Source organism: Lentibacillus sp. Marseille-P4043 (assembly GCF_900258515.1).
In the GTDB taxonomy this organism is placed as follows: Bacteria; Bacillota; Bacilli; order Bacillales; family Amphibacillaceae; genus Lentibacillus_C.
Window position 1 is genome coordinate 3,142,458 of record NZ_LT984884.1, and the last position, 24,837, is coordinate 3,167,294.

Below are 24,837 nucleotides of genomic sequence, written 5' to 3' on the forward strand. Positions count from 1 at the left end.
AAATTAAATATCAAAGTCCATCAAATTTTCGGCAATCTCAGCAAATGATTCTTCAGAGTCATTGAAATAATCATCCCAATTTTCACTTGCCCAAAATTCAATGCGATTTGATACGCCGATAACTACACATTCCTTATTTAAAGTTGCGTAGTTTCTTAAAGGCTGTGGGATATTTATTCTGCCCTGTTTGTCTATTTCGCATTCGACCGCACCTGAAAAGAAAAAACGTGTGAATGCTCTAGCATCTTTCTTGGTAAGTGGAAGTTTTTTTAGCTTTTCTTCCAGCAGTTTCCATTCCTCCATGGGATAGGCAAATAAACATTTATCAAGTCCACGGGTTACAACAAAGCTATCACCAAGCTCTTCCCGGAACTTAGCAGGGACAATAATTCTCCCCTTTGTATCAATGTTATGTTGAAATTCACCCATGAACATATGGTTCTCCCCACTTTCATGTTCCTATCTTACCACATCCTCCCACAATTCACCACTTAATTTTAAAATAAATTTTGTCGTCTCAAAAATTAGGCAAATAGTCATAGGAGAAGAGCAAAAAAAGCTGTCTCTCCTAAGTTGGTCGTATGATTAATCATGACTAAAAACAGGTGGCAATTTTCATATACCAGCATTTTTAATACACTCAAACATACGATTCCAAGCTAAGAAAGACAGCATTTTTCTTTTTGTGGTAAAAAGTGGTGGAACCAAAAACTATCACATGTAGACAAGGTAATGTTCATTTTCAAACGAACAAGACGTTTCTGTTAATTGTTTTATGAAGTTGATACCATATCGATTAATCAATGGTAATGGATTCCAAACTCGTTCTTGTAACCCATTATTAGGATGTAATGTAGTATTAATCACATCAAATTCATATAGTTCTTTTGCATATTTCTCTTCAAGGGCTTTCGTTAGTCTCGTTCCTAAATACTCGATATCACGAAATACGTAAGCTAAATTCTTATCGGCCAGTTCCCCCAAATCCGCGCGGAAACTCTTTGCAGTTTCTCGAAGTGGTTGATGCGCTTCCTCCACTACACGTTTAATTTGCTCTGTCATTTGTTTAATTGGCGGATTACTTTGGGACGCCAACCAATTCCCTCGTTCCTTGATCACACCTTGGTTAACTGCCTGATCCCCTGTTATTCCGTATTTATTTATTAATTTTTCCACATTTCGTTCCATAAATGTAAAAGATAAACGCGGCACGACAGGCGGCATGCTCATGTTTAATGCGTGAAAAGCAGGTTTTAGTGCTGACCAATAACTGATTTCACCAGGACCACCAATAAACGCTAAACTCGGAAAAAGCAATTCCTGCATTAAAGGCCTAGTGACAACATTATTACTTAAGCGTTCTGGCTCTGTTTTGGCGATAGTAACCAATTCCTCTGTAGTTAGGGAAACCTCATTCTGTTTACCTACCCATTCCCCTGAACGATTACGTGTTAATAAAATTCGCTCATTGCCATGATCGTAGAAAAGATGCGCATCTTCAGGCTCAACACCTAATGAAATAGCATAACCAGATTGATTCAGTTGTTGCTCACAGTTAAATACCCCTTCACTGATTTTAGGTTGATATTCCAGCATCATTAGGAAATGCTCACTCTCTATCCTGCGTAATTCAGGATGTGCTGAGTCAACGAGTACAACCCCTTCCTCCGCAAATAATTGGTAAATGATCCGAGCAAAGAAATCAACATATGTCGCCGATTTATTTAAGCACGTTTTGATGGTGTCATATATTTTCGCTGTATCCCCTGTTTCTACTAACTGCTCAAATAAATGATCGATCCATTGATTTGCAGTCACATCATCTTTTTCAATAGCTGATACAGACATTTTTCCAACAACACGTTGCAATAATTTAATCTTTTTCATCTCCGGAACTTCTGGTAAAAAAATATGATTGATTTCATCAAAATCATGGTCCTCACCAGCTATCCAGAAGACAGGTACAACAGGTACTCCTAGTGCCTCCTCTTGTTGACGGGCTAACTGAATGATCGAAATGATTTTATTTATCGTATACAGTGGTCCTGTTAAAAGCCCCGCTTGCTGACCACCAATAACAACTACACTATTGTTTTCCTTTAATCTTTCAATGTTTTTATATGTAGAATCAGGAGCATCCCATTGGTTATTTATAACGGTTAGCGTTTTTGTGAGTTGCTCTCTATTAAAAACACGCCCTTTTAAATCCTGGACCCTGGTTTGGTATGTAGATTGCAAAAAAGGTTGATAATCGAAGTAGTTCATTATTTGTATCTCATTTGAACGGTAATCGTTCATTAATTTAGATTGTTTTTGTAATTGAATAGGGTCAATCCGCATAGATTACATGCTCCTTTAAACATAATGAGTATTGTCCACTACGTATTGTACATAAAACAATGAAAAATTTCATGTAATCTGTTTTGTTAAAGCAAGAAAATCTGTTGCATTAGCCCGATTAATACTAAACATATGTATAAAAACGAAAATAACAAAAATGAAAATCGCCAAAACCCTTTAAATGCACGCTTAAATTCAACCTCCATCTTTGTTTTCCATTGCAAAAAAATAATAAAAGAAAGGACCATCATTAAGAAAACTAAAATCCAACCAGTAAAGCCGTGGTTAAAAACAACGGTAAAAAGACCAATAACAGCTAGTATGTACAAAATGGTCGTCCAGTTGACAGCAATGTGAATCGCTCGCCATTTTTGCCGATGGATTTTTACTGAAATTTGATAGACAATCCAAGTCGCAATGATAGGTACTGTGACCAAAAACGCGATAAAATAAACAACAATATCAAACATACCTAATCTTTAATCCCCTTTTTCCTTTCCAGCGCTCTAATGCCGTTGTATACAAATGATGTATATGGAATATTCTGTCTAGCGCGGTTTAGTAAGAAGCCTGAAATCGCCTCATTTTCCGTCTGTTGGTTTTCCTTAAGATCTTTCCACATTGATGACACATTTTCCTTAGTTTTTTCAGCTACGGTGAGGACGTGCTTCCATTGTTCCAAAAAAGGTAGCCCAAGCACCATAGATGCCTCATGACATAATTCCTTTGCTATCGAGACAATATAGGGGTTGCGGATCACTTCCCCATTTTGAACTTCAAACAAAGCTGTTAATGGGTTAATAACTGCATTAACGACTAATTTTTCACCAAGCATAGATAACCAATCATTCTCCATTCGAATTGGAAATTTCGGTTGATTTAAATTCGTAACTACTGCTTTTAGCATTTCTCGTTTCTCATTATAGGTGGCCAGCTTGATCAGTCCTTGCCCCGTATGTGCAACCGTACAACTATTTAGCCGCTGTGCACCATGCTCGACAATTCCCAGAAATACTGGCACAGCGATATTTTTTATCTGGTCAATGTGTGCCATCCCATTTTGTAAAAAAATAAGAGGTGTTTTTGATACGATTTTTGTTATGTACGGCACTACATTTGTAAGCTGTGGTTGTTTAACACAGACAATATAACAATCTTCTTGCCCTAATTCTTCCGTTAACAATGCTGGCACTGTCCGGGGAACAGAGTGCTGTGTGTGACTAATCCCATACTCATTAATCGATTTTTTTTGCTGAGTACTTCGCACATAAATAGTGACTTCATGCACACCAGAAAGATACCAGCTCAACAGTAAACCGATAGATCCCCCGCCAATAATCCCAATCTTCATTCGCCTATCTCCCCCTTTTTTTTTTTCATTGTATCAAACAGCTTCGTTTTCCGTTAAAGCTCAATCTTTTTTCCTGCCAAGTTGATTTCATTCCGTGTCTATTTATATTATAATAAAAGAATAAACACGAAAAGTGAATTAAAATAATTCTAACGATAAGGGGGACAATGGATTATGAACGATGTAAAGGTTGAGAAACTACTGATTAATTATAAAACATTGGAGAAATTCAAGCGATTCAAAGAATATGGGAATCAAGAATTATCCATGTTAGAGGATTTACAAAGCAACATTGTGGAAAATGATAGCGAATCACCATTTTACGGTATTTATTTCGGTAATGCACTTGTGGCCCGTATGAGCTTGTACAAGGTGGATAAAAAATACGATCTGTATTTTGAACCAGCACATGATTACTTAGTACTGTGGAAGCTCGAGGTGCTACCGGATTATAGAGGAAACAATTATGGTAAGGCTTTGGTTGAATTTGCTAAAAGCTACAATCTGCCTATCAAAACAAACCCTCGTATTAACTCCCAAGGTTTCTGGGAGAAAATGGGTTTCCAAAAAGCGAAGTACGAAATGGAACGCGATTTTGGAGAAAACCCATTAATTTGGATGCCCGATGGAGTAAACGAAAAAGATCTAAAATCAAACTAAATAGTAATTGCTTATTAAAAGTAAAAGACATGAATGACGATTATTCACATTCATGTCTTTTTTCCTAATTAATCAACTATCAATATGATAATTCCTTATTCTTTCGTTTGATCAGTTACCCAATCCCACAACTTCCCCATTTCTTGCCATGCCCCTTCATAGCGTTGTAACTGAGCTTTTAATTTTTCATTTTCCTGTTCGAGATGTTTAATAATTTTCTCTTGTTCCTTTTGGGTTAGCTGATTTTCCGCAGAATAATTTATTTTCATTTTTTCCAATAGTGATATAGCTGTTGCTATTGGATCTTTATCCACATAATCTGATGGCTCCACATAGCTCCACGATGTTGTTTTTCTTCCGGCTTGTTTGCGTTCTTCTTTTGCATTATGAATAGCATCTTGATAATGCTTACGTATGGTTGCATTCCATCGAAACCCACAAGCAGCAGATGTACGGGACAACTGCTTTGCCACATCTTTAAAAGCCTCTAGTTGTGTTTGGCCCTCTCTAATATAGCGAATTACTGTTTCTGCTAAAATAACATCTTCATCCTTCGTCCATGCATCTTGACGTGTTGCTTCCATAACACCCCTCCTTACATTGTTTGCTATAAAATGTATGCAAAAAGTAGGAGTGATAGAATAACTGTTTTACTATTTTTAAAAGTAATTCTGCTAAGGTTAGCTATTTTCGTGCCAAAAATTTTCCTACAGCTTTTTTATGTGCAGGTGATTCCCAAAGATTAGCACACACCCGAACCTCTTCGTCCATTAAAGAGGACAAACTTAAAATTGATATTTTCTTCAAATACTGTCTCTTTATTAATTTCATTTGTTCAAATGATTTTGTCACATATGGTTCTAGTAATTTTTCATGGTTATTCCAATCTGCTTTTTCAACAACCTTATGGATAAATCCTTGTTCTTGTAAATACCTGGCATCATAAATTTCCGCAGCCATTAACCAATGGAACGCGAAACTAGCATGGACGCTTTCATATAAGAGGACGCCGCCTCCCCAACCTGGTGTTATTCCAAGTTTTGTTTGTACAAACCCGAATGTAGCAGTATCTTTCGCAATTCGCACATCACAGGCAGCAGCAAGTTCACATCCTCCACCTAATGCATTGCCATTTAACAAACAAATAGTTGGAACCGGAAATGCAGCAATTTCATAAAGCACCTCTTTCATTTCGTACAACTGGCTAAAGGCTTCTTCTGTTGTCAAATCCCCATGTAATTCCTTTAAATCCCCGCCGGCGCAAAACACTTCATCTCCTGTCCCTGTAATCACAAGGCATGAAATTGGTTCTTGTTTTGCCCGTTGTATGGCCTCTTTCAAATCTGTTCTCATTTCCCCTGATATAGCATTTCTTTTCTCTGGGCGGTTAAGTTTAATTTCAACATATCCTTCTTTATGTACGTGATATTTTACAGTATCCAACGTTGATCCCTCTTTCATCCAATATACTGATATCATAGCATATATCTTAAAAAAACTCGGCATTTACCCAATCTCTAATACTAATAGTAAATGGTGAAGGTTGACGTACACTAAATACATAGAAATTTTCGCACCAATAAAATAAGATCAACAGTTAGCTGAGACAAACTTGAAACGTTTCTAATAATTGCCTTGACAACCTTGGTAAACATAAAGATTGTTTTCTAAAAGATTGGGACTGCGATTACTCGTCCCATCGAAAGTATTTGTTGATTTATATATAAAATGCGCAGTAACTAAAAAATTGCGCCCTCGCCGTTCCGGAAATACACTACGCTTTCCGTGGGCGGCTGCTGAGCCTCCTCAGGCCAACACGACGTTGGTCACGAAGGCGTTGCCACAGGACGTGGCGATCTTAGCCTTTGTTCCCATTCTGCTCTGCGGGGTCTCGCCTAGGCCTTTCCTCCCACTGGAGTCTCCGCGTATTTCCTCCACTGGTTTTGCATTTACTACCATTAACTGTAGTAGTATATGTTCTACCAAGCCACATTCTACCGCTTCACTAGTCCGGGTGAGTGGAGGGTGGTGACTCCTTGAAAATACAGACCGATTTTCTGCGTGCGATGTAGTGCTGTCGAAGCCTTCCTTGTCCTGCGGGAATAGCACGTGTCCGAAGACCCCGCAGAGTGGTTTTCTCGAGGAGGCTGAGGCCGTGCCCGTGGAAAGCATCCACCCGGAGCGATCTCGGACGGCGGCAAATGCGCGTACTTATAGAAAAGAGTCTAGCAGTCACAGACGGATTAAATGTGATTAATCCAAAGTCAACTTGAGCAGTTAACCTCCATCCTTCCTTATTCTATCAAGGCTTATTTGTCCATTTCACGCTGCGAAAGTTGACTAAATACATAGAAATTTTCATGTACAAAAAAACAGACCACTATGAAAAGTGATCTGTTTTACTATCAAGGAAAATTAGATATTGCTTACAACTTCTTTTCCGTCATATTGTCCACAAGATTTGCAAACATGGTGTGGTTTTGTTAATTCACCACAATTTGAGCATTCTACCATGCCAGGTGTGTGTAATTTTTTATGAGTACGACGTTGGTTTTTAACTTTTTTAGAAGTTCTTCTTTTAGGTACTGCCATGTCTTACACCTCCTTCAAACGAAAGTCAAATTCGAATTAATTCTTCTTATTTTTCTTTCTCATTATTATCAAATAAGGACTCCAATTTTTTCAAACGAGGATCGATCGTTTTTTCAGTTTCCTCTTCAGAAATAAATTCCCATCCATCGCCTTTCACCGGGGCATCTCCTTTAGCTTTTGCATCATCGGAGAACACTCGAAATGGAACCTCTAATAAGATATTTTCCTTTATATAGGGGGTTAAGTCAAGCATTTCCCCGTCTATTGGATGAATTTCATTTTCCTCTTCTTCTTCACCATAAAAATCAGATAGTGTAAACACCTCAAGTGCCTTAATATCAAACGGATATGGCACATCAACCAACGTTCTAGCACAAGGTAAAATCATTTTGCCATTTATGGTAAAAGAAAAAATAAGTTGTTCCCCTTGTATAGTACATTCTCCATAAACATGAACCAGGTCTATTTTTCGAATATCATTGTTCATTGTTTCTAATTCCGAAACATCATCAACATCATCAAACGTAAAAGGCCCATTTAACGTACTTCGTTTAAGTTGACTTACCGAAAATTTCATCCTTATCACCTCAAAGAGCAACAAAAGTTATTTTAAAAGGAAATTAGACTTTTGTCAACATATTTTCTTTACAGATTGCGAAAAAAAGAAGAATCTTTGTCTCTAGCATTCCATTACTAAGATACACTAATCAGATTCGTGTTATGCTATTGTTAACGTTTTTTGTTAAACTAAATGATAACATACATAATTAGGAGTTGAACAGATGAAAGCATGTGGTTTAATCGTCGAGTATAATCCATTTCATAATGGGCATGTATATCATCTAGAAGAAGCGAAAAAAGTCTCTAAAGCCGATTGCATGATCACAGTCATGAGCGGCTCTTTCTTGCAGCGAGGTGAGCCCGCAATCATCGATAAATTTCACCGCACAAACGCGGCTCTTGCCAGTGGCATTGACATCGTTGTTGAGTTACCATACGTGTTTGCAGTACAGAGCAGTGACTTATTTGCCAAAGGGTCAATTTTAACACTTCACGCATTAGGAATTGATTCAATCTGCTTTGGTAGTGAATCAGGTATGATCAGTGATTTCGTTACGGGATACCACACATTTTATGAGCGCAAGGATTTGTTTAGGGAAACATTAAAAGAACAGTTAAATCAGGGGATGGCTTACCCTGAAGCAAGTAGATTAGCTTATCAAAAAATCGGCTTAACCACGGCAGGTATGGATTTAGCAAAGCCAAATAACATCTTAGGATTTAGTTATGTAAAAGCAATTTTGGAAAATAGTCTACCAATTGAGCCGTTAACAATCAAGCGAAGCAAAAGTGGTTATCATGATGAAACAATCACTAGCTCTATCGCCAGTGCAACAAGTATTCGGAAACAACTTTTTACTTCTGGAAAAATCACACCGGAAATTGCAGAAACAATTCCTAAGGCAACCAAAGAGGAGCTAGAAAGGTATTATCATACTGCTTCATGCTGGCATCATTGGGAAGCGTATTTTAATCTATTACATTATCGTGTGATGACCATGTCCAAAACTGAACTAAGAGCGATCCAAGGGGTTGATGAGGGGTTGGAGTATCGCATCAAAAAAACAGCAAAGACTGCAACCTCATTTACTGAATGGGTCAAGGCTATTAAAACAAAACGCTACACGTGGACAAGGCTGCAACGGATGTTTGTCCATATTTTAACAAATACAAAGAAGCAAGATATGGATAGACTTACCAATCTATCCTCAATCCCATATGTGCGTATTCTAGGACTAACAGAAACAGGTAGAGCATACCTTAATAAAGCCAAAAAGCAGACGGATGTGCCACTGATTTCAAACCTAAGTCGAACGAATCCACCTATGTTATCGCTTGAAGAGAAAGCTACTGCTGCTTATTATAGTATTCTTCCTCCAACGATTAGGCAACAGCTACGTCGACAGGAACTTCAGCCGCCAATTATGATATAAGGGTCTATCCCCTAAAGAGGGGACAGACCCTTATTTATTTAGGCTGTTTTCTAAAAGATTAGGAATGCGATTACTCGCCCCTCCGAAAACATTTGTTTTTCTATTCACAACGGATATAAACTGCGAAGTAACTTTAGTTGACTTCCTCCCGTCCTTTACAAGGTGAGTGGTAATTCGCGGCTTGGGGGAAATACTCGCTTTCCATGGGGAACGCTTCAGCCTCCTCGTGAGCAAAAACCGCTCACTTTGGTGTCTTCAGACTGTTCCCTTCCCATAAGACTTGAAGAGACATCCTTGAATCTGAACCGCACGAAGAAAATGTGTATTTCATTTTCAAGGAGGCTCGGATTTTCCTCAAGCCTAAAAAAACTTTCTATTCAAATGAGAGGAAAACCGTGAAACATTGATTGAATAACTACTCTCTCTAGCTAGAAAATCACTGCTAGCGGAGGCAGAATACGTAGACTCCTGTGGGAACAGCACGTGTCCGAAGACCCCGCAGGAAGCGCTCTTTGCTTTCGAGGAGGCTGAGGCCGTGCCCACGGAAAGCGAAGTATTCTGCCGTAGCGGTTTCAAGCACTTAACCCACATTTGAGTGAGAGAAAGTGTCACAAAAAAGAATTGTCACTGTATCGCTGTTTATATCAACTACAAAATTAAAAAGCAACAAACATTACGAGAAGAACCTTTATTTAAGCTTTTTTAAGTATGTTAAGGCATCATCAAATGTATCTACAGGAACAACCTTCATATCGGTTCCGATTTCCTCTGCTGTTTCCTTTGCTACCTCATAGTTGGAATCAGCTGCACCATTTTCATTAGGTGCAAAAAATACTTTACAGCCTTCATCATCCGCAGCAATAACTTTTTTATCAATGCCACCGATTCGTCCAACATTCCCGTTATAATCAATTTCTCCCGTTCCGGCAATTTGATATCCATGTGTTAAATCCGCTTCTGTCAGTTGATCATAAATTTCTAAGGAAAACATTAGCCCAGCACTTGGACCGCCAATACTACCGCTGGAAAAATTGACATCGGGATCAACGCTAACACTACGATCAGTTACCAATTGAATGCCAATCCCTACTTTATTATCTAATTCTTTAAAAGATTCCAATTCAATTTCTTTTGTCATTGTTTCATCGTCTCGCTCAAATTCAATTGAAATTGTATCACCAGCACTTTTATTCTCAACATAAGAAATCAAATCATCTGTTTCCTCAATTACTTTTCCATCAATGCTGGTAATCCGATCACCCATTTTTAACTTACTCTCAGCAGGCATTCCCTTGATAACAGACACAACGTAAACACCATTATAATCAATTGAAATATCTTCATTAGCCGCTTTATATGCTACTACTGTAGATGCTTCCTGAGAGTTCTCCATCATCTGTAATTGGACATGAAAATATTCGTCCTCGGTAATTCCTTCAGGCCTAACCTGACTTATTGGTAATACCTCGTGGTGTGGCAGTAGCTTAGCCCACACATACTGTACCGGAGTTGCTTGTCCCCCTCTTACAGTTACTAAGTGCATATCACCAGCACTCTCATGCCCACCATCAACGGCGACAATTGGATTTAATGCATCTGCTCCACCCGGTTTGTAAATATAGTACGGTAACTTATATGCAGATAGAAAAAAGGCAATTGCTACAACAATAATGAACGATATTATATGACGCTTCGTTATCTTCACAGTATAACTCCTTCCATAACCCCAACTGACTATACACCCTCTACAAAAAGAGTATGGCATAAATGACAGGGGTATGTGCGTATATTGATATAGACTTGTACAATCAAAATTAGCTTTTTTATCAAACGTCGTACAAATTATGATTGTTAATTTTCACATTTGCTTTTTTAATTGTGAACTAAAATTATTCTACTACGATCAAAAAAAGAAGTACAGAGCTAGCACTTCATTAGGGGGCTTTATGTTGAGGCAAATTATAAAAACACTATTATTAGCTGGAATAACAGGATTTATCGCATTTGCAATACTAACAGTTCCTGATCAAGCTTCCGAAGCTAGTATTCGCGGACTTAGCATTTGGTGGGAGAGTGTATTTCCGACATTGCTACCTTTTTTTATAATTGCTGAGTTATTAATAAGTTTTGGCGTTGTCAGTTTTATCGGCGTGCTTTGTGAACCAATTATGCGTCCCATATTTAATGTTCCAGGCGTTGGGAGCTTTGCCTGGACAATGGGAATGGTTAGCGGTTATCCTACAGGCGCAAAAATATCTGTACATTTACGCCAAGAGGAACAAATTTCACAAATCGAAGGAGAGCGCCTTGTAGCGTTTACCAATGCATCGAGTCCATTATTTATAATCGGAGTAATTGCTGGTGGGCTTTTCAATGATCCAAAACTAGGACTTCTGCTGATCGTTTGCCACTATATCGGCAACACACTTGTGGGTATTTGCATGCGATTTTATGGAAGGTCAAAGAAAACAAATAAACAATCAGTGGAAAAGAAGGTATCCCTAAAACGAGCATTTCATGAAATGCATCAAACCAGAATGAGCGATCCTCGCCCTTTTGGACAAGTTATGGGTGATGCAGTCATAAACTCGGTAAAAACATTAGTTATGGTCGGTGGATTTATTATTCTCTTTTCTGTCTTCACAAAACTATTGTACATTTTGAATATATCGCCAGCAATTGCTAGTGTGTTGAAACATCTTTTTCAATTTCTAACATTACCTGTTGATTTAGCTCTGCCGTTTTTATCGGGAATATTTGAAATCACTTTAGGCTCTCAAATGTTGTCAAACATCTCGATCGATAATTTATTAGCGCAAATGGTTATCGTTAGTTTTATTCTGGGGTTCCATGGACTTTCCGTTCAGGCCCAAGTATCAAGCATTATCGCGAAAACAGATATCCGTTTCGCTCCTTACTTCTTTGCGCGCTTTTTACATGCAGTTTTCGCAAGTATATTAACAGTTCTATTATATAACCCGTTATATGTTAATCGACAAGCATTTGAATTGAAAGATATCCCTGTATCACAGGAGGTACAACAAAACAGCTGGTATACAGCATTAGACCTATTGAAACATACCGGTCCTTTGATTACGATCCTTTTTTTAGGGATTGCCGTGCTACTTTTATATCGCAGAAAACAGGCAAAAAAATAATCTAAAGAGGCAGCTTCCAATTAATGGGGCTGCCTCTTTACACCTTAGTTACGTCTAAACTTTTTGATTAGTGCTTTTTGAACAGGTTCCGGAACAATGTCAGAAACGTCTGCTTTGTATTTGGCTACCTCTTTTACGATGCTTGAACTTAAAAAGGAGTATTGATTATTCGTCATCATAAAAAATGTTTCAATCTCCTCATCAAGTTTACGGTTCATCGATGTGATTTGCATTTCATATTCAAAGTCACTAACTGCACGTAATCCACGTAATATAGCATTGGCTTTTACTTCTTTAGCATAATCAATCAATAACCCATCACTGGAATCGACCGAAACATTAGGCAAGTCTTTTGTCGTTTCCTGTAATAATTCTATCCGTTCCTCTACCGAAAATAACGGGGCTTTGGATTGATTGTTAAATACGGCCACAATTACGTTATCAAAAATTCTAGCACCACGCTGGATTATATCTAAATGGCCATATGTAACGGGATCAAAACTCCCCGGGCAAATTGCTAATCTACTCATTTGAACACCTCTTCCAATGCTTCTTGTCATTCCATGTTGAGGTCACCACTCTACTTTTGATAAATTGTAACCCCTATTGTCCCACCGTAATTTTCTTGTTTCACAATAGTTAAACTAGAAAGGTTATCTGGCATTACTTCTGACATATCATGCTCACAATAGACCATTCCATTAATATTCAACAAATGTAGTTCCTCTATTTCCTCTAAAAACTTATTATAATTAACCTTTCCATATGGTGGATCAAAAACGATTAAATCAAATTGCAATTCTCTTTTAGCAGCTGCATGAAGCGCACGAAAAGCATCCGTACGAAAAACTTCTGCCTTATGTTCGATTTTTAGTGACTTTAAATTTTGATAAATGGTATGTATTGCTTTTGGATGTTTATCGACAAAAATCGTTTTTTCCATCCCTCTGCTTATCGCTTCAATTCCCAATGATCCACTGCCAGCAAATAAATCCAAACACATTCCAGTTTGAAAAAAAGGGCCAATACTTTGGAATACAGCTTCTTTCACCTTGTCAGTCGTTGGCCGCGTTGATTTACCTGGAACCGCTTTTAATTGACGTCCTTTCATTGTACCTGCAATAACTCTCATATGCACACCTCTATTTACTACTAATCGACATTTTACCACAAATCAAAAAAAGAGGCGACCAGTGAAATGAATAAAAATCACAATAAAATGTATAGAATTTTTTCACCCGTACATACTTAATTAGTGAGACAGCTAATACTTAGCTTGGTTGTTTCAAAAACACGGAGAAGACTTACATTTCCCCATAAGTTCTTCCTCCGGTTTCTCCTCTCCCTTTGCCTTTTTGTTTTCAATTAGAAAACAAAAAGACCTGCAGAAAAATTTCTGCAGGTTTTTTTTTGAAAAAACCTCGGATTTAACTATATGTATCACCCGATAGATTTGTTGTAATTTATTTTATATCCCCATTTTGTAATCATATTGCTTCGCTTTGTCCGGTTTGGCGTTCTCATAGTTTGTTCGAATAAAGGGCTTGTATGATCGATCTATCTTAGAGACAAATGAGAGTCTTAGTAACTTCTTCTCTATGTCATCTACGTCCCCTTGGTCAACATATAAAACAGCGTATTTTAATTTTTTTGATGTATAAATCAAATGACCATAACGTTTTATTTGCCGCAAATTTTTCATATGCTGAAACCAAACGATAATACCTTGACGATTTGTCCTCATTTTACGCCCTCACTTACACCTTATTTGAACATAGTGTATCAAATTATCATCAATCTATCAATTCAATATTAAGATGCCCGACATCCGCAACCACTGCTTCCACTTCCATGGCCACAGCCACCATCACTTAATGCAGCGCCATCTTTTGGAGCCTTAATATCATCACTCACACTTTGTGCAACGTATTGACTTATTTCATCCAGCAATTTTTGCAAATTACGTTCCGCAACTTTAAACGCTGCTACTTTTTCATGCATATCCATTGCACGTTTAGTTGTTCGGACACGTTTCATAATTTGATTAAAATCCGGATGATATCTACCAAAACGTTGGACATCCTCATATTGATCCTTTATATCTATAAAAGCCTTAATCAGCTTTTGTGCCTCTTCATCATTATTTAACGCTTTACGGGAACGCTGGTAGTCCTCCATGACGTCCGATTGCAAAACCATCTGTCCGAGTGATTCGCAACGGTCAAGGATGTCTACATATTCCATCGTAGCTATCATTAGATTCACCTCCACATTTATCATATCATGTAATTTGAATATGATAAAGCTAGCTAATCTTTCATAGCATCAGCAAATTGAACCAGCATTCCCGCCATTTGAACCTGATTACTTATTTTTTCAAGCTGTTGGGGAAATGTTTTTCCATAATATTTTTTAGCCGCACCTGGCAATTCCGTAATACGGTTTGGATCCCTAGTCAAATATCGATACCAACTTGGGTTGAATCGAACAAAATTTGCTATATGTGGATGTGATTGAAGATACTGATAACATATCGGTTGCATACGTTTTTCACCTCTTAATCTCGAAACCAATTAAATGGCTGATTACTTCTCGTTTCAGGTAATGATTTCTTTGTTTCCTTTGTTTCTTGAAATTGACCTAGCACCTCTTGGATTGTGGATATTGTTGAACTCAATTGTGTTATTTGATGTTGAACTTTATTTATATCCATATTCTCTGTAAGTTTCAAGAGTTGACTAAACAGTTCAGATTGTTTCTTCATCCCTTTTTGGTCCGCTTCTTTTTCTGTTTCCTCCTTATATTGCTTCCAATATGGATCATCTTCCCCCAAGAGGATCCATTTTTCATAATGTTCTTGCCATGATCTGCCGTTTTTTCGGATCTCCTTTATCAACTCAGGATGATTTGCCAAAAATTGTTTAAACTCTTTAACGGATGGATGCAATTCATCTCCCATTTATTTTTCACCACCGATGAATATAATTACTATTACTTTATGATAATGACCTATATTCTGTGAGAGTAAGACATCTAAAAAAGCTCATAAAGTAAATTATGAGCTTTTTACCATTACGGTTTTTTAATGAAATTTTGTGTGTAGTAAAAATGATATACCCCGACACCTAAATGTGTGTAATCTTTATTTAATAATGCTTCCCGGTGTCCTTCGCTATTCAACCATCCTTCCATGGCTGCAGCTGCATCCGGATACTGTGCAGCAATATTTTCACCTGCTGAAAAATAATAAACATTTTTATCCGCTAACCGTTCCTTTAATCCATTGCCATTCTTACTATAATGAGAAAAATAATTGTTCTCAGCCATATCTTCACTGTGAAGAAACGCAACATCGCTTACCGTTTCATTCCATTGAACCTGTTTCTTATCAAAATGATTCCGTATGACATTTGTAATATCAAATATTTGCTGTTCCATACCGCTTTCAATTTTTTCCCAATCTTTATCAGTTAAATTAGGTTGTTCCGGCAAATCTCCACGATACTCTATTTTGTATGGCTGATGTTTCAGCAAAATATCAGTTGTTAAAACCCGTATAGAGGATAATTTATTTGTGAACGTATCAAAATAACATTGAACAAACACATTATCGGCTATTTTTACCAATGGACGCATTTTTACATCATCCTCATTTAGATGGAACGTATAGGAAGCAACCCCCTTCGTATATGTCACATCTCTTTCAAATGAAAAATGATCGTTAATTGAATCATATGATTGTCCAATTTGTATGGGAGCAGTTGATAAATTGTTCCCTGTTGCATAGATTGTTTTAATCTTGTCTTCTTGAACACCAAACTGGATATATTGATCGCGTTGATCCGTATAAACCCACCAGCTATAACCATATGCGCTTTGATCGATTCTAAAAGGATCACCAAGGCTATCCCTTAACTCATCTGATGAGTTACCTATCCATTGAAACAACTCACCTTTTAACTTTATTTTAGGTGATTTCTTTTCCGGAACAGATTTCGATTCCAGCATGTTTTCTTTTTCTTTTAGGACGTTCCCACTATCATCAATTGCCTTATCCGATGAGATGTCATTTTTCTCCAATAAATAATATCCACCTATCACTACCACTACTAAAAATAAAAATACAATTATTTTAATTAAACGCATAAGTGCTTTACCCCTTTATGTCGTGTCTAAAAGCACCAAATGATAAAAACCTATTATCATTTAATTACTATTAAACAACCTCTATACTCATTTACTCAACTTTCGCACCAATAAAATAAGATCAACAGTAAGCTGAGACAAACTTGAAACGTTTCTAATAATTGCCTTGACAACCTTGGTAAACATAAAGATTGTTTTCTAAAAGATTGGGACTGCGATTACTCGTCCCATCGAAAGTATTTGTTGATTTATATATAAAATGCGCAGTAACTAAAAAATTGCGCCCTCGCCGTTCCGGAAATACACTACGCTTTCCGTGGGCGGCTGCTGAGCCTCCTCAGGCCAACACGACGTTGGTCACGAAGGCGTTGCCACAGGACGTGGCGATCTTAGCCTTTGTTCCCATTCTGCTCTGCGGGGTCTCACCTAGGCCTTTCCTCCCACTGGAGTCTCCGCGTATTTCCTCCACTGGTTTTGCATTTACTACCATTAACTGTAGTAGTATATGTTCTACCAAGCCACATTCTACCGCTTCACTAGTCCGGGTGAGTGGAGGGTGGTGACTCCTTGAAAATACAGACCGATTTTCTGCGTGCGATGTAGTGCTGTCGAAGCCTTCCTTGTCCTGCGGGAATAGCACGTGTCCGAAGACCCCGCAGAGTGGTTTNCCACTGGAGTCTCCGCGTATTTCCTCCACTGGTTTTGCATTTACTACCATTAACTGTAGTAGTATATGTTCTACCAAGCCACATTCTACCGCTTCACTAGTCCGGGTGAGTGGAGGGTGGTGACTCCTTGAAAATACAGACCGATTTTCTGCGTGCGATGTAGTGCTGTCGAAGCCTTCCTTGTCCTGCGGGAATAGCACGTGTCCGAAGACCCCGCAGAGTGGTTTGAAAAGGAGGGTCGACTAAAACCGTCCTTTGCGGACAACGTCGACATACCCCTCGCCGGGGCAAGGAGGCTGAGGCCGTGCCCGCGGAAAGCATCCAGCCGGAGCGATCTCGGACGGCGGCAAATGCGCGTACTTATAGAAAAGAGTCTAGCAGTCACAGATTGATTAAATGTGATTAATCCAAAGTCAACTTGAGCAGTTAACCTCCATCCTTCCTCATTCTATCAAGGCTTATTTGTCCATTTCACGCTACAAAAGTTGAGTCATTTATAACAACTATATGTTCAAGCTCTCCATTTGATTCTAGTTTATCTATTATTTCTCCAAAATTACAAAAGAAAATAACTGAGGATTTATTTTTTGTTTGAACTTATAAATGGGTTTCGATTGCAACTAAACCTATTTCGTACTATTATATAATTAGTGAGGATAATTTTGTGAGGTGGAAAAGAATGAGATTAGAAAATTCTGGTATAGATGATGCAGTTGTTGACTTGAAACCACTAGACCATTTAATGGGTAAACATGCTTTTATTCGCGCAGGTCAATGGGATTATGAACGCGTAACATATGATTACAGAATTGATTCCAAAGAAAAAAACATTACATATTATATCCGTATTCAAGGTTATGCACTTGAAGGTGATGTTGATCGTGGCAATGCCGTAATTAAGCTATTAACACCGTTACTAGGTAAACATTATTACCCACATGGTGTTGAATATGGCGAAAATGAGAATTTCCCTGAAAGCCTTGTAGAAAGAGCAAATGGTCTTGTAGCTAAAGTACAAAAAGAAATCGAAGAATATCAAAAGTAAGCTAAAAAATTGCTCTGTATCTGATATATAGAGCAGTTTTTTTATTTCCTTATTGTAATCATTTACTACCCTTTCTCCATTGACATCTTAAATTGCCAAAAATTCTAAATCACTGTTCAAATAGTAAAATAAATGCTATATTTTTCATATACATAAAAGGCTACCCTGGAAAGGAGACATCCTATTAAATTGTTTCGATCAATTACAAAACGTCAGTGGACACTTATTATTTTAGCAATTGTATTGATATTACTAATGTATTTTATTTTACCTATTTCCATCCCATTAATCATCGCATTCATTACAGCACTTATGCTAAATCCAACAGTACGTTTTTTTCAAAGGAAAATAAAATCAAACAGAAAAACAAGCGTTATCATTGTCTTTCTATTATTTCTAATGCTTATTGGAGTAGCAGGGACATTTATTGTTACAAAGGCTGTAACCGAGTTAGTTAACTTTGTAGAAGATGTTCCAGCATATTTTAATGAATTAAATGACGTATATGCGGAATGGGAAAAAGACTTTAAACAGTATTCCGAGAATCTGCCACCTGAGTTTGTCCAAGAAGTATCAAGTAGTATAGAAGATTATCTGTCTTCATTAAGTGAAACAGCCAAAAATGAAATAACGATTGATAATATTACACAGGTATTTGCGAAAATACCACAATACCTAATTAGTTTCCTTGTCTACTTAATCGCTTTATTCCTATTCATGCTGGAGTTGCCAATGGTTAAAGCCAATACATACAAACTTATGAGGAAAGAAACAGCTGAAAAATTCTCGTTTATGAACAGACGATTATCAGATGTCATTTTAGGGTTTTTGAAAGCACAATTTTTAGTAAGTATTATTATATTCGTTGTTTCGTTGCTAGGCTTATTTCTCATTGCACCTGAAGTCGCCATTATCATGTCACTCATTATTTGGTTAATTGACTTTATACCGATTATCGGCTCCATAGCAATTCTTGGACCATGGGCCCTTTTTATGTTCGTTACAGGGGATACGATAATGGGGGTTAAACTAGCAGTACTCGCCATCATTCTTCTTGGCATACGTCGTACAGTAGAGCCAAAAGTAATGGGAAAACACATTGGTCTTTCACCACTTGCCACACTCATTGCTATGTTCTTAGGTATAAAAATACTCGGCATACTTGGTTTTATCTTAGGACCACTGTTCCTAATTATGTTTAAATCCGCAAGAGAAGCGGAAATTATTAAATTGAATTTCAAAGTATAAAAAAGTGTGAAAGCATACTGTTGCTTTCACACTTTTTTAGTTTGCTTAAGAGCCAAGTATTGCCTTGAGCATACTTGTCGTTTGCCCACCATCATAAATAATATATAGAAATAGGTAAACCATAACCCCTGTTATCGCACTAAAAAACCAGATAACACTTGTAATAGGCCCTATTCTTCTATGTATTCTAATTTTCCGTTTTAAGGCAAGCGTAATGGTTACAACTCCGAATATCGCCCCAGTAGTGGCTAGAAATATATGGAAAATCAAGAAAATAGTATAATAAATTTCAATGTCTTCCGGTCCGCCAAAACTGGTATTTCCAATAAATGCAGTTCTGGACACATAAATGATAAAGAAAAGCAATGCACTTATTGCAGCACAGATCATTGTTCGCTTGTGTGCTTTAGCTTTTCCTTTTATAATCAATCTCCAGCCAATTGCAACTAATAGTGCACTAAGAACGATAAAAAAAGTACTAATTGTCGGTAAAAATGGCATTAAATTATTCCCCTTCTTACTAAAATTAGACAAAAAGCTGTAATCCCGCCCAGAATAAGTCACAGGTCAATTACAGCTTAATAGTTCCTACATCTGCTGTATTCATTTCCATGCGTTTGCATCAGGTATCGGATCAACTTTAAGACTTTCACGAGTAAACCATGAAAAGAATATTTTACCTAATATTGATAAGTATGTTGCCTCCTGCATAATTTTCATAATGATTCCGCCCAATTGCTGATCTTCCATTACCCCCATTGGAGAAAACATCTGCGGTCCTGAAATGGAGTATGTCAAACCTTGCAGTACATCACCAGGAACACATAAGGCTAACGCTTGAATCCAAGCTCCGTTTTGGCTATATGCAGCATATAATGGTACGTTAGCAAATATAATTAATACACATGCTGGTGTAATTAATACACCGTTAGCAAAAATATAACCGATTTTTAGAATTGGTGACATGGTATCGAATTCCTTAAGTGGTGTCAATATTGGGAACCATACAATAAATGCTGCAACTAAAATAATGGTAGATATCAGTGTATGAGCTACCGGAGATGCTTTTGTAAAGTCAAATACCACTGGAATATGATAAATAGAAAATAATACGTTAAACAAGAGTAATGAAATGATCGGCTTCGTCAATAATTTGACAATAGGTTTAACTATTGGTGCGTTAACCACCCGTTCCCATATCCAAACCGGAATACCCTTAATCATTAAAATCGGAAAGATCAAAAAGTATATAGCTAATTGGGCCATATGTGCTGTCAGCATAATATGTGTAAGTAAATCTACTGGAGACCCTTTTACAATATATAGTAAGACCATTCCAAGGTAGAAAAAGACAAGTTGTTTTCCAGTTGGCTTATCTTTAATACCAAATTTATGTCGATAACGTATTGTAATTAAATAATAAGCAAGACAAAGTCCTAAAACAAAGATCAAATAATAAGGACTCCACAATGCACGAAAACCAAAAATTTGTAATTCCAACCACATAATAAATTCACTCCATCAAAAACAGCTTATACTCTATATTATAACGTATTTAGCCATACTGCACGTAAAATGAATGTGACAGATTTATAACAATACACAGTAACCATTTCCGTCCGGACAATTAGAAGGAGTTCTCATAAAAGCCAACTTGCTATTATTCAATTATAAAAACAAAAGACCAGGAATAAATCCTAGTCTTTTTGTTACTATTACCACCAAGTTATGACACCAAGACCCATTAATGCAAGGAAAGCCGCCCAAATACCGCCATATATCATAACGGAAGGCATTTCATGGCCTGCGTGTTTCATATGCATGAAATAATAAAATTGGAAACCAACTTGCACAACTGCCAGTGCCATCAAAATAGGAATTGCAATTACTTTTTCCATTCCAGTAATGACAACGACAAACGCAATTATGGTGAACACCATCATAAGTGCAAAGCTGATTAATTGTTGTTGCATTTCTTCTTTATTCTTTTTCTTTTGGAATGAATCAATTTTATTGGAACCTGTATTATCAGTCATGGATTAGCCCACCTTTCCCATTAGATATACTACTGTGAAAATGAAAACCCAAACAACATCAATAAAGTGCCAATATAGACTCCAAATATAAAACTTTGGTGCGTTATAAAGGTTTAATCCTCGCTTAGCATTACGGATTAACAATGAAATCATCCAAAACAAACCAAATGTTACGTGTCCTCCATGGAACCCAAGAAGTGCATAAAACGCAGATCCGAAAGCTGATGAGCGGAAAGAAAATCCATATTCCGTAATGTAATGATGGAATTCATAAATCTCACAGCCAACGAAAGCAAACCCAAGCAAAATGGTTATAACAAACCAAAGGGTCATTTTCTTATAATTATTATTCTTCATTTGGTAAATTGCATAAACACTTGTTAAGGAACTCGTTAATAGTAAAACAGTCATTACAAACACAAGTCCTAAACCGAACAATTCATTACCAGATGGACCACCTGCTGTTGAACCGTGAAGTGCAAGATAGGTTCCAAACAAGCAAGCAAAAAGAACCGTTTCCCCGCCAAGGAAAAACCAGAAACCAATAAATTTGTTTTTACCTTCAAGGGTGGCCTTTTCTGGTTCATGTGGCATCGTTTCTGGATTTAAGGAATGATCGTGACTCATTTTAGTCAGCCTCCCTTTCAAGTTCTTCTTTTGTAATATGATAACCTAAGTCATCTTTCATTGATCTTACTACCATCATAGCTAATGAGAAAGCCATACCACCAATTAGCACTATTAACCATGCTTTATTGTCTGTTTGGTAAATAAAGCCAAAACCAGCAATAAATAGTCCTAGTGAGAATAAAAATGGTAAGAAAGATGAGTTTGGCATATGAATATCACCTAAAGGTTCTGAAGGTGTTATCTTGCCGTCGCCTTCTGTTTTTTCTATCCATAATGGATCAAGTCCACGTACAAGCGGTGTTTGTTTAAAATTATAATGTGCTGGTGGTGATTGTGTCGCCCATTCAAGTGTGCGACCATCCCAAGGGTCAGCAGGTGCTTTTTCACCGCGTGCAGTAACAATTATGTTAATGATAAACACAATTACACCAAATGCCATAAAGAAGGCACCAATTGTACTAATCAAGTTCCCTACTTCCAATCCATCTCCGGCATGGAATACCCAATAACGTCGAGGCATACCCATTAGTCCTAGGAAATGCTGGATAAAGAATGTTAAATGGAATCCAATGAAAAATGTCCAAAAAGTGAGTTTCCCGAGTCCTTCATGCAAAATCCTTCCGAACATTTTCGGCCACCAATAATGCAGCCCAGCAAAAATACCAAAGATTGTTCCCCCTACGATTACATAGTGGAAGTGAGCAATAACAAAATACGTATCGTGATATTGATAGTCAGCAGCAACAGAAGCAACCATTACACCTGTCATACCACCAATTGTAAATGTAGGTATGAATGCAAGTGACCAAAGCATTGCTGAATTAATCGTTATGTTACCGCCCCAAAGTGTTGCTAACCAACCAAAGATTTTAATCCCTGTAGGTACAGCAATCGCCATGGTTGCAAGTGAGAAAATAGTGTTTGCGACAGGGCCAAGACCAACAGTAAACATGTGGTGAGCCCAAACCATGAATCCTAGGAATGCAATGACAATAGTTGAAAATACCATTGCTGTGTAACCGAATAGTCGCTTTTTAGCAAACGTTGAAAATACGTTACTAAATACACCGAACAACGGCAAAATCAAAATGTACACTTCCGGGTGCCCGAAGACCCAGAATAAATGCTCCCAGATAATGGTGTTACCACCTAATGATACATCAAAAAATGCAGTTCCAAACATGCGGTCAAACATTAACAAGAATAAACCAACTGTTAATGCAGGAAAAGCAAATAGAATTAAGATACTTGCAATAAACGAGGTCCATGTAAATAATGGCATACGCATATATGTCATTCCTGGTGCACGCATGTTGACAACAGTCACCAAGAAGTTAATACCACCAATTAATGTACCCGCACCAGCTATTTGCAGACCCATTACATAAAAGTCTACACCATGTCCTGGTGATGTTGTTGATAATGGTGCATAAGAAGTCCACCCAGCATCAGGCGCTCCACCTAAGAACCAACTACAGTTTAGTAAAACTCCACCAAACAAAAACAACCAAAAACCTAATGAATTTAAAAATGGAAAAGCTACATCCCTCGCACCAATTTGCAGTGGTACAACTGCATTCATTAATGCGAATATCAACGGCATGGCTGCCAAGAATATCATTGTAGTTCCATGCATTGTTATCATTTCATTGTACAAACCTGCACTTAAGAAATCATTGTCAGGCTTGATTAACTGAATACGGATTAACATGGCTTCAATTCCGCCGATTAGGAAGAATAAACCTCCGCCGAACAAATATAAATGCGCGATTTTTTTATGGTCGACAGTCGTTAAATAATCCCATAACACAGCACCGAAGCCTCTTTTTTGAGTAGCTGCAATACTCACTACTTTAACCTCCCTTTTACATCTTTCATCCCTTAATTAATATCTTCTATGCTATCTCTTAATTACCAGCACTTTCAGGTGTAATATCTGAAGGCTTTAATTGCATTAAATAGTCAGCAATTTTACTTGCTTCATCTTTTGATAGTGCTGGATAATTTCCAGCCATTTTATTTCCTGGTTTAAGTGATTCGGGATCCATAATCCAGTCAACAAGGGTCTCTTTATTATGATCTAAGATTCCAGCAATTTTCGTACGGTTACCGAAGTCTGTTAAATTAGGTCCCACTTGTACCGGGGATGAACCAACAGCATGACAACCCATACAGTTGTTTTCTTGGAATAATTCCTGACCTTCTTGTGCTGTATCTCCTTCTGCAACTGCTTCAGGATCGACACTTTGCATATCGCTTGCCCATTGATCGAATTCATCCGGACTCACAGCAATAATCTTAAAGTCCATTAACGAATGGGAAGGACCACAAAACTCTGCACATTTACCCCAATATACACCCTCATCTTCAGCCTTGATGTACATGGTATTTTCGTTCTCAGGGTTTACATCCATTTTACCGGAGATTGCTGGTACCCAGAATGAATGAATAACATCAGCAGATTTCATGTTAAGAAATACTTTTTCACCAGTTGGGATGTACAAATCTTGACTAGTTTGAATTTCTTGTCCCTTATAGTTAAAATGCCACCAATATTGATTACCAGTAACTTCTACATTTAAACTGTCTTTTTGACCTGATGTGTCAGCTAAATCAAATGTTGCAATCGTTGTTGGGACACCAATGATGAACAAAAGAATTATGGGAATAATTGTCCAAATAGTTTCCAGTGTCTTATGCCCTTCAACTTGTTTTGGAATAAAATTCTCTTTTCCTTTCTTTTTGCGGAATCGGATCAATACGATAATATACACGATTGCCACAACTGCAAAAACGACACACATAACAATTGTAGTTAGGATAATTAAATCGAATGATGTCTCAGCACCATATCCTTTAGGTTTTAAAGCAGTTAAGTTTTCTCTACCACATCCCGATAGAACGAGTGCCAGTGAGCCTAACAATGTTAATGCTCGAAATTTTCCCATCCAACCTTTCATGTATTCATA

27 protein-coding genes are annotated in these 24,837 nt (G+C 37.5%); 5 read left to right on the forward strand and 22 right to left on the reverse strand.

Annotated elements, in window-relative coordinates; translation table 11 throughout:
• Positions 1–3: 3 nt before the first annotated feature.
• From mraZ to C8270_RS15595, 4 genes are all read right to left on the reverse strand, one after another.
• Entirely contained in the window at positions 4–435 is a 432-nt protein-coding gene (gene mraZ, locus C8270_RS15580) for a division/cell wall cluster transcriptional repressor MraZ (protein WP_106497716.1), read from the reverse strand.
• A 279-nt stretch (positions 436–714) separates the two neighbouring features.
• The gene (gene bshC / locus C8270_RS15585; RefSeq protein ID WP_106497717.1) at positions 715–2,340 is read right to left on the reverse strand and encodes a bacillithiol biosynthesis cysteine-adding enzyme BshC; all 1,626 of its coding nucleotides are present in this window, start codon (positions 2,338–2,340) and stop codon (positions 715–717) included.
• 86 nt (positions 2,341–2,426) lie between these two features.
• Entirely contained in the window at positions 2,427–2,810 is a 384-nt protein-coding gene (locus C8270_RS15590) for a DUF3397 domain-containing protein (RefSeq protein ID WP_106497718.1), read from the reverse strand.
• A gap of 2 nt (positions 2,811–2,812) precedes the next feature.
• Positions 2,813–3,691, reverse strand: coding sequence for a 2-dehydropantoate 2-reductase (locus C8270_RS15595; RefSeq protein ID WP_106497719.1), 879 nt, complete (start codon positions 3,689–3,691; stop codon positions 2,813–2,815).
• Between the two features lie 174 nt (positions 3,692–3,865).
• Between C8270_RS15595 and C8270_RS15600 the strand changes: the two genes are divergently transcribed.
• Positions 3,866–4,351, forward strand: a complete 486-nt coding sequence (locus C8270_RS15600; RefSeq protein WP_106497720.1) for an N-acetyltransferase — start codon at positions 3,866–3,868, stop codon at positions 4,349–4,351.
• A gap of 95 nt (positions 4,352–4,446) precedes the next feature.
• Here C8270_RS15600 and C8270_RS15605 read toward each other — a convergent pair whose 3' ends face one another.
• The 4 genes from C8270_RS15605 to C8270_RS15625 all read right to left on the reverse strand — a co-directional run bounded on the left by C8270_RS15605 (position 4,447) and on the right by C8270_RS15625 (position 7,520).
• Positions 4,447–4,935 carry an RsfA family transcriptional regulator gene (locus C8270_RS15605; protein WP_106497721.1) on the reverse strand — a complete coding sequence of 163 codons (489 nt, stop codon included), beginning with the start codon at positions 4,933–4,935 and terminating at the stop codon, positions 4,447–4,449.
• A gap of 100 nt (positions 4,936–5,035) precedes the next feature.
• Positions 5,036–5,794: an enoyl-CoA hydratase/isomerase family protein gene (locus C8270_RS15610; RefSeq protein WP_234028579.1), complete on the reverse strand. Its 759-nt coding sequence runs from the start codon at positions 5,792–5,794 to the stop codon at positions 5,036–5,038.
• 972 nt (positions 5,795–6,766) lie between these two features.
• Positions 6,767–6,943 carry a 50S ribosomal protein L32 gene (gene rpmF / locus C8270_RS15620; RefSeq protein ID WP_106497723.1) on the reverse strand — a complete coding sequence of 59 codons (177 nt, stop codon included), beginning with the start codon at positions 6,941–6,943 and terminating at the stop codon, positions 6,767–6,769.
• Positions 6,944–6,989: 46 nt separating this feature from the next.
• Positions 6,990–7,520, reverse strand: a complete 531-nt coding sequence (locus C8270_RS15625; protein WP_106497724.1) for a YceD family protein — start codon at positions 7,518–7,520, stop codon at positions 6,990–6,992.
• Positions 7,521–7,725: 205 nt separating this feature from the next.
• On the opposite strand from C8270_RS15625, the gene C8270_RS15630 reads away from it, so the two are divergent.
• Positions 7,726–8,937: a nucleotidyltransferase gene (locus C8270_RS15630; RefSeq protein ID WP_106497725.1), complete on the forward strand. Its 1,212-nt coding sequence runs from the start codon at positions 7,726–7,728 to the stop codon at positions 8,935–8,937.
• 688 nt (positions 8,938–9,625) lie between these two features.
• On the opposite strand, the gene C8270_RS15635 is transcribed toward C8270_RS15630, so the two are convergent.
• Positions 9,626–10,642, reverse strand: a complete 1,017-nt coding sequence (locus tag C8270_RS15635) for a SepM family pheromone-processing serine protease (protein WP_106497726.1) — start codon at positions 10,640–10,642, stop codon at positions 9,626–9,628.
• 241 nt (positions 10,643–10,883) lie between these two features.
• Here C8270_RS15635 and ylbJ point away from each other — a divergent pair, with 241 nt between their 5' ends.
• The gene (ylbJ, locus tag C8270_RS15640) at positions 10,884–12,095 is read left to right on the forward strand and encodes a sporulation integral membrane protein YlbJ (protein WP_106497727.1); all 1,212 of its coding nucleotides are present in this window, start codon (positions 10,884–10,886) and stop codon (positions 12,093–12,095) included.
• Positions 12,096–12,139: 44 nt separating this feature from the next.
• Here the strand turns inward: ylbJ and coaD are convergent, their stop codons facing one another.
• The 7 genes from coaD to C8270_RS15675 form a co-directional block, all read right to left on the reverse strand.
• Positions 12,140–12,625, reverse strand: coding sequence for a pantetheine-phosphate adenylyltransferase (coaD, locus tag C8270_RS15645; protein ID WP_106497728.1), 486 nt, complete (start codon positions 12,623–12,625; stop codon positions 12,140–12,142).
• Between the two features lie 50 nt (positions 12,626–12,675).
• Positions 12,676–13,227: a 16S rRNA (guanine(966)-N(2))-methyltransferase RsmD gene (gene rsmD / locus C8270_RS15650; RefSeq protein ID WP_106497729.1), complete on the reverse strand. Its 552-nt coding sequence runs from the start codon at positions 13,225–13,227 to the stop codon at positions 12,676–12,678.
• Positions 13,228–13,563: 336 nt separating this feature from the next.
• Entirely contained in the window at positions 13,564–13,839 is a 276-nt protein-coding gene (locus C8270_RS15655) for a YlbG family protein (RefSeq protein WP_106497730.1), read from the reverse strand.
• A gap of 68 nt (positions 13,840–13,907) precedes the next feature.
• Positions 13,908–14,351 (reverse strand): YlbF family regulator, encoded by a 444-nt coding sequence (locus C8270_RS15660; RefSeq protein WP_106497731.1) that lies wholly within the window; start codon positions 14,349–14,351, stop codon positions 13,908–13,910.
• A 53-nt stretch (positions 14,352–14,404) separates the two neighbouring features.
• Positions 14,405–14,638 carry a YlbE-like family protein gene (locus tag C8270_RS15665; RefSeq protein ID WP_106497732.1) on the reverse strand — a complete coding sequence of 78 codons (234 nt, stop codon included), beginning with the start codon at positions 14,636–14,638 and terminating at the stop codon, positions 14,405–14,407.
• Between the two features lie 14 nt (positions 14,639–14,652).
• The gene (locus tag C8270_RS15670; RefSeq protein WP_106497733.1) at positions 14,653–15,054 is read right to left on the reverse strand and encodes a YlbD family protein; all 402 of its coding nucleotides are present in this window, start codon (positions 15,052–15,054) and stop codon (positions 14,653–14,655) included.
• 113 nt (positions 15,055–15,167) lie between these two features.
• The gene (locus C8270_RS15675; protein WP_106497734.1) at positions 15,168–16,241 is read right to left on the reverse strand and encodes a CAP domain-containing protein; all 1,074 of its coding nucleotides are present in this window, start codon (positions 16,239–16,241) and stop codon (positions 15,168–15,170) included.
• Between the two features lie 1,347 nt (positions 16,242–17,588).
• Here C8270_RS15675 and C8270_RS15685 point away from each other — a divergent pair.
• Complete coding sequence (locus C8270_RS15685; protein WP_106497736.1) at positions 17,589–17,954, forward strand: YugN family protein; 366 nt, start codon at positions 17,589–17,591, stop codon at positions 17,952–17,954.
• A gap of 189 nt (positions 17,955–18,143) precedes the next feature.
• Positions 18,144–19,202, forward strand: a complete 1,059-nt coding sequence (ytvI, locus tag C8270_RS15690; protein ID WP_106497737.1) for a sporulation integral membrane protein YtvI — start codon at positions 18,144–18,146, stop codon at positions 19,200–19,202.
• Between the two features lie 45 nt (positions 19,203–19,247).
• Here the strand turns inward: ytvI and C8270_RS15695 are convergent, their stop codons facing one another.
• From C8270_RS15695 to coxB, 6 genes are all read right to left on the reverse strand, one after another.
• The gene (locus C8270_RS15695) at positions 19,248–19,703 is read right to left on the reverse strand and encodes a DUF420 domain-containing protein (protein ID WP_106497738.1); all 456 of its coding nucleotides are present in this window, start codon (positions 19,701–19,703) and stop codon (positions 19,248–19,250) included.
• Positions 19,704–19,805: 102 nt separating this feature from the next.
• Positions 19,806–20,708: a cytochrome c oxidase assembly factor CtaG gene (gene ctaG, locus C8270_RS15700; protein ID WP_106497739.1), complete on the reverse strand. Its 903-nt coding sequence runs from the start codon at positions 20,706–20,708 to the stop codon at positions 19,806–19,808.
• Positions 20,709–20,917: 209 nt separating this feature from the next.
• Entirely contained in the window at positions 20,918–21,238 is a 321-nt protein-coding gene (ctaF, locus tag C8270_RS15705) for a cytochrome c oxidase subunit IVB (RefSeq protein WP_106497740.1), read from the reverse strand.
• A gap of 3 nt (positions 21,239–21,241) precedes the next feature.
• On the reverse strand, positions 21,242–21,865 hold the full coding sequence (locus tag C8270_RS15710) for a cytochrome (ubi)quinol oxidase subunit III (protein ID WP_106497741.1): 624 nt from the start codon (positions 21,863–21,865) through the stop codon (positions 21,242–21,244).
• A 1-nt stretch (position 21,866) separates the two neighbouring features.
• Positions 21,867–23,717 (reverse strand): cytochrome c oxidase subunit I, encoded by a 1,851-nt coding sequence (ctaD, locus tag C8270_RS15715; RefSeq protein ID WP_106497742.1) that lies wholly within the window; start codon positions 23,715–23,717, stop codon positions 21,867–21,869.
• A gap of 58 nt (positions 23,718–23,775) precedes the next feature.
• Positions 23,776–24,828: a cytochrome c oxidase subunit II gene (gene coxB / locus C8270_RS15720; RefSeq protein WP_106497743.1), complete on the reverse strand. Its 1,053-nt coding sequence runs from the start codon at positions 24,826–24,828 to the stop codon at positions 23,776–23,778.
• Positions 24,829–24,837 lie beyond the last annotated feature (9 nt).